Origin of the sequence: Nostoc sp. S13, assembly GCF_029379315.1 — a bacterium.
Classification (GTDB): Bacteria; Cyanobacteriota; Cyanobacteriia; order Cyanobacteriales; family Nostocaceae; genus Nostoc.
The window spans coordinates 18,339-30,310 of sequence record NZ_JAQYWQ010000090.1 but is presented as its reverse complement, the minus strand read 5'-3'; the positions used below and the strand labels follow the sequence as shown (position 1 = coordinate 30,310).

Below are 11,972 nucleotides of genomic sequence, written 5' to 3'. Positions count from 1 at the left end.
CAGTCGCCAGAATTCACTTGGGTATTTTGTGCGACTGGTGGATGAATAAACGGCGTTTTTGCACCCCCACCAAATTTTCTTGTTTTGTGGTCAACTTTCGTAGTGGCGGGTCTGAATCCCCCACTGATTGCATTCTGACGAATGTATTCTGACGAATGTATTCTTCTTCAATACTTACTTAGCTGCTGATGTAAAAGTTGGAGAGCTTGTTTTTCTATCTGCCGGACTCGTTCCCGACTAATACCCATACGTTGAGCAATCTGTTCTAGAGAGAGTTCGTTACCGTCTATCAAACCAAAATGCAACCTTAATATCTCTTGTTGTTGTATAGGCAGATTTGCCAATAAATTTTCAACGTCCTGATTGAGAGATTCCTCGGTGGTATAACCGTTATCAGAATATCTGTAATCTTTTATTAAATCTTGTAATTCTGTATCTTTCTCTGGCCCAACTCGAATATCAAGGGAGATAGTTTGACGAGCCAAAAGCAAAAATTCTCGAATCTGACTAGGCTTTAAAGAAAGTGCATGAGCAATTTCCGTACTGGTGGGAATGCGACCCAGTTTTTGAGATAAATCTCGCTGAACACGCTTAATTTTGTTTAACTTTTCATTGATGTGACTGGGTAATCGAATCGCGCGTCCTTGCTGGGCGATCGCTCTGGTAATTCCCTGACGAATCCACCAGTAAGCGTAGGTTGAAAACTTGTATCCTAGAGCCGGATTGAATTTATCAACCCCTCTCTCCAAACCTAAAGTACCTTCTTGAATTAAGTCTAGAAGTTCTAAGTTACGTCTCTGATATTGCTTGGCAATTGACACCACCAGCCGGAGATTAGCCGCGATCATTTTCTGCTTGGCTTTTTTCCCTTGATTTAGCTGCTGAAGTAGTTCCTGTTCACTTAACTGCATCTGGTTAGCCCATTCTGACAGTGTGGGTGTACGCTTTAATTCAATAGCTAGTTTTTCTGATTGAGCAAGTATTGTGATCATCTGCTGAATTTGTCGGGCAAAAAAAATTTCTTGCTCGTGGGTTAACAGAGGTATCCGTCCAATTGCTTTAAGATAGGTACGTACTGCATCAGTTGGTAATTGAGATGCTTTACTTGTGTTACTAACTTTGGTATCTGAGAATGTTAAGTTACTCATAGTGAGGTTAGCCTCTGCCTATTAATTAGGGTATTTTTTATTAGGGAAAAACCGTAGATAATGACTAGACGAGCCGTAAAGGTTTTTATACAAAAACCAGGTATCAAGCACTAGCTCTAAAAGAGCAATCAACACCCAAATTGCTAGAGAAACAGTGACAGGTAGGCTGAGATCGGGAAACTTCCTCTGCAAATCGATAATCCCAAATAACAGCAAAAACAGGAGTGAAACTCCCAGGAGAAAGGACAACTTGATGATTGCAAGAATAAAACGGCTCATCTCTAGGATGCGATTGTAAAGCCGGGAAAATCCTTCTAGGATTTCTTGCATGTTATTGATGACAAGTAAAATTTGTTGTCGGTACAAATGGGTAGCTAAGGAGGATTGTTGCTGCACTTGCGCCCATTCATGTTCATTCTTGAAATTATCTAAAAGCTTGTCCAAAGGTAGCACCTGGGAGCTAGTTGCCCAGATTGGGAAATCCTTTAAATGCAAGGGAACTAAATAGTTAATCAGCGCGATCAGAGTTTCCTCAAAATTACTGAGTTCGGCGGGAAGAGACTGAGTTAAACGAATGAGTTGGTCAATCTGAATCTGAAGTGTATAGTAGTCCTCATGCCGCCTTTGAGCGATCAACTGACTATTAAACGTCAGGAAAACAATTAACACCCCCAATAAAGCAGCTAGGGACTGGGATACAGCAGAAAAGAATTCAATCGCCACCTGTTTAGGCACTGTCAGCCAGGGGGCGTTTTCCCGCATAGCAAAAACCAAGGTGGCAACAAATACAACTCCGACGATCGCTAGCTGATGGTGGGTAACAGTAGCTATGACTATCCGCACTAGGGGAGTGTTACTGAGTTGAACCAGGATTTTCAGACCTGGGACTGGTTCACAAATTTGAAGTCGTTGGGCTTTGCGGGTTGACATGGTTGAAATATACAGTTCCTGACTTGTTGACAAGTATCCGTATACTTATTTCCCACGCTGCAAACTCACATGATTAGCCTCCGACTGAATCAATTTGCTCAGGTCAGCAACGGCGCTAGCATACTGAGGATCAGCTGGTGTCCCCAAAGTTCGGTTTTGTACTAATGCTTTCTGTTGTGCCTGGGTTAACTCCACATTAATATCTGGTGCAATGCCGACATGATTGATATCTCGACCTTTCGGTGTGTAGTATTTAGCGATCGTTAGTTTCAGTGCCGAACCATCTTCCAGAGGCTCTACAGATTGAACTAAACCTTTACCGAAGGTGCGAGTCCCTACTAACCTGGCGCGATTGTCATCTTGCAGCGCTCCCGACAGAATTTCGCTGGCGCTGGCTGATCCTTTATCCACCAGTATTACTAAGGGTTTGTTGCTGAGAGGATGTCCCGTCGCATTGTAGCTCTGTTTAACTTGGTCTCGATTTACTAAAGACACGATCGCCCCTTGCTTCAACCACATACTGGCAATTTGCAAACTCGCATCCAGTAGTCCACCTGGATCGGAACGCAGATCCAAAACGTAGCCCTGCACCTGCTGTTTTTCTAATGCTTGAATTGCCCGATGCATCTCTGCTGCCGCCGTTTGCGTAAACTCTGGCAAGCGAATGTAACCAATCTTACCTGCTGTTGTTGTTTGCGTGTTGTAAGTTATCGGATGGATCGCAATATTTGCGCGGGTAAGTTTGAAAGTTTGCGATTGATTCCCCCGTTGAATCGTCAGTACTACCTTGGTTCCCACCGGGCCGAGAATCCGCTTCACGGCATCCTCAATTTTCATTCCCTGAGTTATTTGACCGTTAATCTGGATAATTACATCGTCGGGTAAAATACCCGCTTTAAAAGCAGGCGTTCCTTCAATCGGGGCGACAACGGTTAAAGCTTTGGTTTTTTCATTCTGTGCCAGTTCCAGCCCGACACCACTGAGGTTGCCAGAAAGATCGTTATTTAAGGCTTGGAATTCCTGGGGGTCGAAAAACTCCGTGTAGCGATCGCCTAATTTAGCCACCATTTCTTGAATCGCCCCATAAGCCTGTTTCTTGGAACTATAGGAACGGCTAATATACTGCTGTCGAATTGCTTTCCAATCTTGATGATTAAAGCTGACATCAACATAATTTTTATTCAGGATTTGCCAGACCTCATCCACCATTTGTTTGGGGCTAGGTTGGGCTTTACCTAGAGCTGTTGAAGCGTATAAACTAGTCCCTGTCAGGATTACTGCCATAACGGCGAGTTCTATCTTGACGATCAATTTTTGCTTGAACATAGTTGAACTATTGAAGAAGAATACAGAATAAATACAGAATACCGAATTCAGAATGCAATCAGTAAAGGACTGAATACCCCCAGTCGTACATAATTCCTGCTGTGACGACTGAACGCCAGTTGCTCCACTTGGGAAACCCCCAGACGCTCGCGGACTCTCGTTCGCGTAGCGTCTCCCCTTGGGAGAAGAGAAGGCTTTACGCTGTGCTATCGCTCTTAGCGTCTCCCCTTCATCCCAAAGGGAGAGGCTAGCGCCTGCCGTAGGATGCCCGTTCGCGGAGCGTCTCGTAGAGAAGGGCTGTAGGGAGAAGACCGCACTGGCTCTTCCTGAATTCTTCTTATAAAACTACTAGGAATTATTTTAGGATTGCCCTTGACGGTGAGGATAGGCAGTCTTAAAAATATCCTGAATTTTAGTCTTTTGTTCAGGCGTAAGATTCAGGCTCGACACTGCTTTACGCATTTTTTCACCTTGTTGCAATTTCGCTGACAATTGCTTTACCTGATCTGGGGTTAGAACTGCCTCAACTTGCTTGCGAACTGCTTCGCGCTTCTGGGCGCGTTCCGGCGTATTCGATGCCGGAGAGTTTGTTGTATCAGATACCTTTGTCCCAGAGTTGTCCCCTTGAGACACATCTGGAGACTTAGAACTGTTGCAACCTGTCATTCCTCCAATCAGGATAGTTGCAAGGAGAAGGGTTGGTAGAATTATCTGTTTTTTAATCATTTACTTCTATTGTTTTTTTTGTGTGTAATACAAGTGTTCTGACTCAATTTCCGTTTATGACTGTTTAGAAGATGTTTGAAAAGTTGCTACTTTATTTACACAACCTAATCTTAGAAGTTGGGATGGGTTTGTGCATGAGCTAGAATTCCTAACCTAACCAGTAAAAAAGTACTTAACTCATTGTGACTTTTTTCCTAATTTAGAAATAGTTAATCAGTCGGAACGGCTCTAGCGATACTAGAGACAGATTCGTTATATAGGAAGAAAGGAAGAAGAGTTTCATCAGCCACCTGACTTTTTACGTCATGTGGAAAAGCCCACGAAAAACCTAACCCCTTAACTTCTTTGCCGACGCTCTAAGAAGGAAAATTCAAAATCTCTCCTAAGCTGTTGCGCCTTTAATTTGCACTAATATTTTTTCAAGATGATTGTGGGGTGGGCATCCTGCCCGCCCTGATAATGCAAGTTGTATACGTAACAGCTTAAAAGGAGAGAGATGAAGAAGAGAGGTTTTCCAGATCCCCTGAAAAGTCAGCATGATTCACAGCGCCCAGATATCCGACTTCTGCAACTATTTCCCTCTAAAATTGTGAAAATACCTATGGTTTTGTTACAAAGGCCATTGAGTTGGAACAGTTCTATGGTTCGCTTGACCTACCCATCGTTTCGTCTGTTGCTTTACCTAGAGTGGCTGTTATTAGCCACGGCAATGTTCATGGAAGTTCTGCTGCCGTTTCAGTTGTCGTGGTCGTTGCTGCTACGAGTTCTAGCGATCGCCATCTTCAGCTTGATGGGCTTGAAACTGCCAATGGTGAAGCTGGAAACAAAATTACTTTATACAGCCCTGGAATTAGGTTTAATTTGGCTACCAGCAACTCAACATAGCTTATCTCCTCGCTCCTTTTTGCTGCTGTGTCTGGTACTGGTAATGCGGAGTTGTCTTATATTTAAGCGATCGGGACAGTTGGTTGTCTTGATTTTATCTCTGGTGTCTCATGGAACACTGTTTTTGTCAAGACCCATTGAACCTAAGAATTTTATGCGAGATAAGATAATCGCCATGTCCTGGGATTGGCGATTAAGTAATATGTTATTGTTTAGCTTAACGTTAGTATTCGCTTTATTATTAATTAATGCACTGCTTGCAGAGCGCCAAAGTCGAGAGCAGTTAGAAATTGCCCATCAGCAATTAGAGGTGATCAATCAACAACTGTGCCAGTATGCGCTACGGATTGAAGATCAGGCAACTTTGCAGGAACGCAACCGAATTGCCCGCGAAATTCATGATGGGTTGGGACACACTCTCGCCGCCCAAACCATTCAGATTAATAACACCCTGTTGTTCTGGCAATCAAATAATGACAAAGCATTGACATTTCTCAAACAGGCAAAGCAACTGGGGGCTGAGGCGCTGCTGGAAATTCGGCGATCGCTTTCTGTTTTGCGTTCAAATCCTTTGCAAGGGCAATCTCTCAAATCAGCCATTGAAAAGCTGCTGACAGATTTTCAGCAAACCACAGGTATTCAACCGTCCTGTAAAATTGATCTACCGCAGACTTTACCAACAGAAGTAAACACGGCTCTTTACCGGATTGTCCAAGAATCGTTGACAAATATTTGCAAACATGCTCAGGCGACGAGTGTCACCGTTGGACTACTGGTTCACTCTGGAATGATTCATCTGTCAATCGAAGATAATGGAAAAGGGTTTAACCCCACTCAAAATACAACCGGGTTTGGGCTACAAGGGATGCGAGAACGGGCGGTTGCACTGGGCGCTCAGTTGAATCTCCACAGTCAATTAGGAACAGGTTGTTGTATTTCTGTTTCTTTGCCACTATCAAAGCTGTTGGTGTTTTAACTATGATTCGGATTTTATTAGTTGACGATCAGCATCTGATTCGCCAGGGACTTAAGAGTATGCTTGAGTCGAATGCCCAGATGCAGGTAATCGGTGAGGCAGAGAATGGGCAACGGGCGCTCGAGCTGATTGCGGCACTGCAACCCGATATTGTGCTAATGGATATCCGAATGCCCGTTATGGATGGAGTTGCCGCCACAAAAGCGATCGCTCAACATTATCCTGAGATTAAGGTTCTCGTCCTCACCACCTTCGATGATGACGAATATGTTTCCCAGGCGATGCGGCTGGGTGCAAAGGGCTATTTGCTCAAAGACACCGAACCAGATGAACTAATGTTGGCAATTCGATCCGTCTACAAGGGACAAACCCTACTCGGCCCGGGATTGTTTGAGAAAGTACTCATGCCGATTGCCGCACCTGTGCCGTCGGTGGAACCCCCTCCAGAATTGACGCACCTGACACCCAGAGAATTAGATGTATTGCGGTTAATTGCTTGTGGAGCGAATAATCGTGAAATTGCCGAATCGCTGTTTCTTTCAGAAAATACTGTTAAGAATTATGTTACCAATATTCTGAGTCGGTTGAATTTACGCGATCGCACTCAAGCCGCTTTGTTTGCCCATTCGTTGTTTGGTAGACTTAAATAACGCTCTCCTAATTCGTAATGACGCTCACGAATCCGCGTCTCTTGCGCGTCTGGTAGAGAGCGTCATTATCAATGACGAATTATTGTGATTGAAGAAGAATTCAGAAGTCAGAATTCAGGAGTCAGAATCAAGACGCTCTCTGCGAGACGCTGCGCGAACGCGGACTCGCTACCGCTACGCTATCAGTCGGGGATTCAGACCCGCGACTACGAAAGTTGACCACAAAACAAGAAAATTTGGTGGGGGTGCAAAAACGCCGATTATTCATCCACCAGTCGTACAGAATTCATTCTGAATTCTGACCACTGGCACCTTTATTCTGTTCGATAATCTGATTTTCATGAAAGACTAGGTTGATCACCAGTTTTGATCTCTCGCAAGATTCGTTCGACTTGCTTAACTTTTTCACCTCTATTCTGTGCTTTGAAAATATTTAAAGCTTTTTCTAGAGAAGATAGTGCCTCGTCTCGTTTATTTGTTTGCCACAATGCCAGTGCAAAATTAGTTAGAGCTTCGCCATAATTAGGATTAATTTCTAGAGCTTTTTGATATTCGGTAATAGCTTCTTCCCAGCGACTTTGGCTAGCATAAACCATACCGATCGCATTGTAAGCTATACCGTATTTTGGCTGGAGGCGAATGGCTTCTCGATAAGAGCTAATTGCTTCTTCTGATTTCTTTTGCCGAAAAAGCACGTTTCCCAGTTGAAAGTGTGCAAAGGCGTCTTCTGGGGATTTTTTGATGAATTTGCGTAAATTGTCCTCTGCACCTGTCAAGTCTCCCTGATTGTATAATGCATTCGCTTGTTGGAGGAGCTGCGATCGCTCTGGTGTATCTGTGTTTGAAAACTGTGCTAGTTTTTCTGGCTGTCTCTGTGCAGACTCCTCAGGCGAATGCAAAGAAACTTTTGCAGGAACCGCTAACACTAATGGTGATAGACCAATTGCAGTGATGATACTCAGCATCATGCCGCTAAAAGATTGAACAAATGCTAATTTGGGTTTGCTCTTCAGTTTCATCGCCCTGAGTGCCTCAATAATGTCCTATTCTCATAATAAGGTGAGAATGCATTAGTAAGTATGCAATGCACTAAGAACTATGTCAATATACTGACTGCACGGTGCCCTTAAAATTTTAGGAACGGGCGATCGCGCCTATTTGTTTTATAAGAATAAATTTGTATGTGCATACTCATGTATTATTTCTATGGTCATACCAACTATTTATACTTGAAATAATATTAGCTATTTCTTTGTCATCAAGGTTTTTCAGTTCATCATCTTCGTTAAAGTGCAATTTCACTTGCTTTTCCCCATCTATTTTAGGTTCTAAAATCCATTTATAATAACCTTGATCGTTTTCTAAAATAAAGAAAAATAGGCAAACGGGGAATGGCAAATCTTTAAATTTTTCTAGGATACTCAACCTATCTTTGTCTAACTTTAAAATATCATTATGCTTCTTTAAATTAGATGTAGAATTTGTTGCTTTTACTTCAATACCAAAAAGTCTTCCAGTATAAACTCCATCTTTGGTAATTGTGATTAAAAAGTCTAATGCTTGATTTGGTGTTGGCTGAGAAATAATCAAGTCATCACGACGAGTTAAGTAAACAACGGCTAGAGATTCTGCCCGTCTTCCAATATACCAAGGTGCTGTGGTTTTCATTGTTTTATCTCCAGTCTTGATCGGCAAATTGGGAAACTAACTGATTAGTATGGTATCTACTCCAAAAATCATCAACTTCCTGCCATAGCAGTTCTCTATTTTGTTTGATAATTTTAAATTGAGTAGAAAGGCTTGACAGAGACTTAAGACTTTCACCATTTGCAGAAACCATGTAACCTATCTCTTGAATTTCATCGATACCTACTATATAAGTTGGTGCTGGATAAGATGCTAAACCAATTACATTTTCTTGCCGCACTTTCACCTTCAATCTGTTATATTTTTTAGTATAACCTTCTCTTGTTGTTTTCACTTGTACAAAGAAATAAGGAACAGATTTACCAGCCCCTACCAACTCTACAATAAAATCAACATATTGCCATTTGTCTCCTAAAAACTGCGGCTTGAAAATAGGGCCAGCATGAGAGTGAAATTCCGTCATTAATACTGTAAAAATTGCTTCGCCTCTTTGCCCCAGTGTATCTCTCATTTATAGACCTATTTTAACTAAATTTGGGGGTTTAAGTCCCCTGGCTCTACAGGCAGAACGAATTGAAGCCTAGGCTAAATCCCCGTCACAAAACGTAATTACGAATTACGAATTATTTAATTGAGCCTGTTTAGCTAAGGGCAGGCTGTTTTGCCTACCCTACAGTATTAAGAATTGCTTTGTGTTAGTTTGTCGTTAACAGACTCCTACAATGCCTCAACAATCTTGTTATCTTCATGATAAAATATAGGCGCGATCGCTTCACAATTTCAGAAGTGCTATTAACGGTGAATCTTAACTAGGAGTTTTCATACACTAGCAGCTAGCTCTGATTCAGGCAGAAAAGCTAAAACGATATCTGGTAGAGAAACCCCCATCGCGATCAAATCTTGGGTTATGCCGTGTTCTATACCATCATATTCAATATAAACCTTACCATTTTGTAGCGTTATATAAATTAGATTTCCTCTAACTCGCCGTCCTCTATCCCAACCCACTTGCATCAAAGCATACCTATCATGCATTTCATCAAAGATTGGGTCGAGTCGAATATCTCCATGCGAGGGACGAAGTTTAGCATATTGTATAATTACCTGTTTGACTATTTCTCGATAGGTCGTGCTGGTATCCATCGTCTGACCTCTAGTGTTTGTAAATTGATGATAATTAATTTCAGTAGCATTTCTGTAATTACTAGTTCGCCAATTGGTTCATTGAAAAGATTGCTATAGATAGTATCTGTAATTGCTAAATATAGTTCTCGTTCTGGTTCCATTCTACTCAGTAAAAGCTGATAGAGTGTATACTGTACAAGCGCTTGCTCTAAATCAGCAATAACAGATTGACCACGAAAATCTTTAATTTCAATTGCTATTCGCTGATTTTCTTTTGTTGCACCGATAAAACTTCCTTGAGCTTGGTTAAGTGTAGATGATATAGTAGCAGCCAAATCTATAAATAAGAATCGTTCCCCGTAAGAAATAACATAAGGGTCGTGAGTTATTTTCCAACCATCTTTAACGATCACTTGTTTGACTCTATTGTGAATGCTATCTCTTTGTGGCATTAATTAATCAAAAGTAAGTTAATACTAGGATGTGTTTGATAGCCATGCATAACGCACCATATTTCGAGGGTTGTAGAAAGGCATCTCCAATATAGGAAATGCCAATTCAAAATCTAAAATTGTTTACGCACCTTCCCGCAATTTATCCAACACACTCCGATCTTCTAATGTCGAAGTATCCCCAAATACTTCTTCTCCCGCAGCTAAATTCCGCAATAAGCGCCGCATAATCTTACCCGATCGCGTTTTCGGCAAAGCGTCTGTAAAGCGAATTTCTCCCGGACGGGCGATCGCCCCAATTTCTTTGACAACGTGCTGTTTAAGTTCTTTACTCAGTTCTTCACTTGCCTGATAAGTGCCTTCTAAAGTCACAAAAGCGACTACTTCTTCACCCTTAAGTTCATCCGGTTTACCCACTACCGCCGCTTCTGCTACTGCTGGATGAGAAACTAAGGCTGATTCTACTTCCATTGTACCCAGGCGATGTCCTGATACATTCAGTACGTCATCTACACGACCCATTACCCAGAAGTAGCCATCTTCATCTTGTCTTGCGCCATCACCAGCAAAGTAAGTATAGTTACCATCCTTGGGGGGAACGTGTTCCCAGTAGGTGCGGCGGAAACGTTCTGGATCGCCGTAGACTGTCCGCATCATTCCTGGCCACGGATGGCGCACCGCCAAATAACCGCCTTCATTATTGGGTACGGTGTTTCCTTCTAAATCCACGACATCTGCGATAATTCCAGGAAAGGGAAGAGTTGCTGAACCCGGTTTGGTGGGAATTGCTCCTGGTAGCGGTGTAATCATGATACCGCCGGTTTCCGTTTGCCACCAAGTATCAACAATTGGACAACGATCGCCACCAATTACTTTGTGATACCACATCCAAGCTTCTGGGTTAATCGGTTCGCCGACGGTTCCCAGCAAACGCAATGAAGACAGGTTTCGCGCATTCGGATGTTGTTCTCCCATCTTAATAAATGCCCGAATTGCCGTAGGTGCAGTATAAAAAATATTAACGCCGTATTTTTCAATTACATCCCAGAAACAGCCAGGATTAGAAGCACGGGGCGCACCTTCATAGATCAAAGTTGTTGCACCGTTGGAAAGGGGGCCGTAGACAATGTAGCTGTGTCCAGTAATCCAACCGACATCGGCGGTACACCAATATACATCTGTGTCTTGGAGGTCGAATATCCACTTGGTGGTCATGTGGGTATACAAATTATAACCAGCAGTTGTATGCACTACACCTTTCGGTTTGCCGGTGCTGCCAGAAGTGTAGAGGACAAACAGCATATCTTCGCTATCCATTGGTTCGGCGGGACAATCTGCTGATACTCCTTTTTGCAAATCATGCCACCAATGATCGCGTCCGCCCAACTGCATATAAGTTTCTTGTCCAGTGCGCTTGACAACTAGGACATTTTCCACACTAGGAACAGCACCATCAGCTAAGGCTTTATCTACCTGCTCCTTGAGAGGGACGATCGCATCTTTGCGCCAACCACCATCAGCCGTGATTACCAGTTTAGCTGTGACATCAATTAAGCGATCGCGCAAAGCTTCGGCACTAAAACCACCAAATACCACAGTATGAGGTGCGCCAATTCTGGCACAGGCTAACATCGCGATCGCAGCTTCAGGAATCATCGGTAGATAAATACCGACGCGATCGCCTTTTTCTACACCCAGTTGCTTCAATACATTGGCGAACTGACAAACTTCCCGGTGGAGTTGGGCATAGGTAAGGGTACGCGAATCACCAGGTTCTCCTTCCCAAATCAATGCTGCTTTATTTTTGCGCCAGGTAGTGAGATGTCTGTCAAGGCAGTTGTAAGAAATATTAATCTTACCGCCAACGAACCACTTCGCAAAAGGCGGTTGCCAGTCTAATACTGTATCCCATTTTTGGAACCATTCTAATTCTGTTGTAGCCAAATCTGCCCAAAATTGCTGCGGATCGGCTTTGGCTTTGGCGTAGATACGGTGATAGTCATCCAAGCTTTTGATATGAGCGTTTTGCGAGAATTCCGAGGCAGGATTAAATAGGCGATTCTCTTGTAGGATTGATTCTATAGTTGGTTGAGACATGGTTAGTTAT

General features: G+C 42.8%; 13 protein-coding genes. 3 read left to right on the top strand and 10 right to left on the bottom strand.

Features of this window, described 5'->3' with window-relative positions; translation table 11 throughout:
- Window positions 1-167: 167 nt before the first annotated feature.
- The 4 genes from PUQ00_RS23565 to PUQ00_RS23550 form a co-directional block, all read right to left on the bottom strand.
- Window positions 168-1,148 carry an RpoD/SigA family RNA polymerase sigma factor gene (locus PUQ00_RS23565; RefSeq protein WP_300421414.1) on the bottom strand — a complete coding sequence of 327 codons (981 nt, stop codon included), beginning with the start codon at window positions 1,146-1,148 and terminating at the stop codon, window positions 168-170.
- A gap of 21 nt (window positions 1,149-1,169) precedes the next feature.
- Window positions 1,170-2,078 (bottom strand): hypothetical protein, encoded by a 909-nt coding sequence (locus PUQ00_RS23560; RefSeq protein WP_300421413.1) that lies wholly within the window; start codon window positions 2,076-2,078, stop codon window positions 1,170-1,172.
- Between the two features lie 45 nt (window positions 2,079-2,123).
- The gene (locus PUQ00_RS23555) at window positions 2,124-3,404 is read right to left on the bottom strand and encodes a S41 family peptidase (protein WP_300421412.1); all 1,281 of its coding nucleotides are present in this window, start codon (window positions 3,402-3,404) and stop codon (window positions 2,124-2,126) included.
- Between the two features lie 360 nt (window positions 3,405-3,764).
- Entirely contained in the window at window positions 3,765-4,130 is a 366-nt protein-coding gene (locus PUQ00_RS23550; protein ID WP_300421410.1) for a hypothetical protein, read from the bottom strand.
- Between the two features lie 496 nt (window positions 4,131-4,626).
- Between PUQ00_RS23550 and PUQ00_RS23545 the strand changes: the two genes are divergently transcribed.
- From PUQ00_RS23545 to PUQ00_RS23535, 3 genes are all read left to right on the top strand, one after another.
- The gene (locus PUQ00_RS23545) at window positions 4,627-5,991 is read left to right on the top strand and encodes a sensor histidine kinase (protein WP_334740801.1); all 1,365 of its coding nucleotides are present in this window, start codon (window positions 4,627-4,629) and stop codon (window positions 5,989-5,991) included.
- A 2-nt stretch (window positions 5,992-5,993) separates the two neighbouring features.
- On the top strand, window positions 5,994-6,641 hold the full coding sequence (locus tag PUQ00_RS23540) for a response regulator transcription factor (RefSeq protein ID WP_300421408.1): 648 nt from the start codon (window positions 5,994-5,996) through the stop codon (window positions 6,639-6,641).
- Window positions 6,642-6,729: 88 nt separating this feature from the next.
- Complete coding sequence (locus tag PUQ00_RS23535; RefSeq protein WP_300421406.1) at window positions 6,730-6,936, top strand: hypothetical protein; 207 nt, start codon at window positions 6,730-6,732, stop codon at window positions 6,934-6,936.
- Window positions 6,937-6,979: 43 nt separating this feature from the next.
- Here PUQ00_RS23535 and PUQ00_RS23530 read toward each other — a convergent pair whose 3' ends face one another.
- From PUQ00_RS23530 to acs, 6 genes are all read right to left on the bottom strand, one after another.
- Complete coding sequence (locus PUQ00_RS23530) at window positions 6,980-7,660, bottom strand: tetratricopeptide repeat protein (protein WP_300421404.1); 681 nt, start codon at window positions 7,658-7,660, stop codon at window positions 6,980-6,982.
- A gap of 172 nt (window positions 7,661-7,832) precedes the next feature.
- Window positions 7,833-8,309 (bottom strand): DUF4365 domain-containing protein, encoded by a 477-nt coding sequence (locus tag PUQ00_RS23525; RefSeq protein ID WP_300421403.1) that lies wholly within the window; start codon window positions 8,307-8,309, stop codon window positions 7,833-7,835.
- A 4-nt stretch (window positions 8,310-8,313) separates the two neighbouring features.
- Complete coding sequence (locus tag PUQ00_RS23520; RefSeq protein ID WP_300421401.1) at window positions 8,314-8,799, bottom strand: DUF4365 domain-containing protein; 486 nt, start codon at window positions 8,797-8,799, stop codon at window positions 8,314-8,316.
- Between the two features lie 308 nt (window positions 8,800-9,107).
- The gene (locus PUQ00_RS23515) at window positions 9,108-9,431 is read right to left on the bottom strand and encodes a XisI protein (protein ID WP_300421399.1); all 324 of its coding nucleotides are present in this window, start codon (window positions 9,429-9,431) and stop codon (window positions 9,108-9,110) included.
- Window positions 9,401-9,865 (bottom strand): element excision factor XisH family protein, encoded by a 465-nt coding sequence (locus PUQ00_RS23510; protein WP_300421397.1) that lies wholly within the window; start codon window positions 9,863-9,865, stop codon window positions 9,401-9,403. Before PUQ00_RS23510 ends, PUQ00_RS23515 begins: the two co-directional genes overlap by 31 nt.
- 123 nt (window positions 9,866-9,988) lie before the next feature.
- On the bottom strand, window positions 9,989-11,962 hold the full coding sequence (acs, locus tag PUQ00_RS23505; RefSeq protein WP_300421396.1) for an acetate--CoA ligase: 1,974 nt from the start codon (window positions 11,960-11,962) through the stop codon (window positions 9,989-9,991).
- Between the last annotated feature and the right edge of the window lie 10 nt (window positions 11,963-11,972).

Bases quoted from the DNA above. Each gene is read 5' to 3' on its own strand.
- PUQ00_RS23565 (WP_300421414.1), bottom strand. From the start codon at position 1,148: ATGAGTAACTTAACATTCTCAGATACCAAAGTTAGTAACACAAGTAAA.
- PUQ00_RS23560 (WP_300421413.1), bottom strand. From the start codon at position 2,078: ATGTCAACCCGCAAAGCCCAACGACTTCAAATTTGTGAACCAGTCCCA.
- PUQ00_RS23555 (WP_300421412.1), bottom strand. From the start codon at position 3,404: ATGTTCAAGCAAAAATTGATCGTCAAGATAGAACTCGCCGTTATGGCA.
- PUQ00_RS23550 (WP_300421410.1), bottom strand. From the start codon at position 4,130: ATGATTAAAAAACAGATAATTCTACCAACCCTTCTCCTTGCAACTATC.
- PUQ00_RS23545 (WP_334740801.1), top strand. From the start codon at position 4,627: ATGAAGAAGAGAGGTTTTCCAGATCCCCTGAAAAGTCAGCATGATTCA.
- PUQ00_RS23540 (WP_300421408.1), top strand. From the start codon at position 5,994: ATGATTCGGATTTTATTAGTTGACGATCAGCATCTGATTCGCCAGGGA.
- PUQ00_RS23530 (WP_300421404.1), bottom strand. From the start codon at position 7,660: ATGAAACTGAAGAGCAAACCCAAATTAGCATTTGTTCAATCTTTTAGC.
- PUQ00_RS23525 (WP_300421403.1), bottom strand. From the start codon at position 8,309: ATGAAAACCACAGCACCTTGGTATATTGGAAGACGGGCAGAATCTCTA.
- PUQ00_RS23520 (WP_300421401.1), bottom strand. From the start codon at position 8,799: ATGAGAGATACACTGGGGCAAAGAGGCGAAGCAATTTTTACAGTATTA.
- PUQ00_RS23515 (WP_300421399.1), bottom strand. From the start codon at position 9,431: ATGGATACCAGCACGACCTATCGAGAAATAGTCAAACAGGTAATTATA.
- PUQ00_RS23510 (WP_300421397.1), bottom strand. From the start codon at position 9,865: ATGCCACAAAGAGATAGCATTCACAATAGAGTCAAACAAGTGATCGTT.
- acs (WP_300421396.1), bottom strand. From the start codon at position 11,962: ATGTCTCAACCAACTATAGAATCAATCCTACAAGAGAATCGCCTATTT.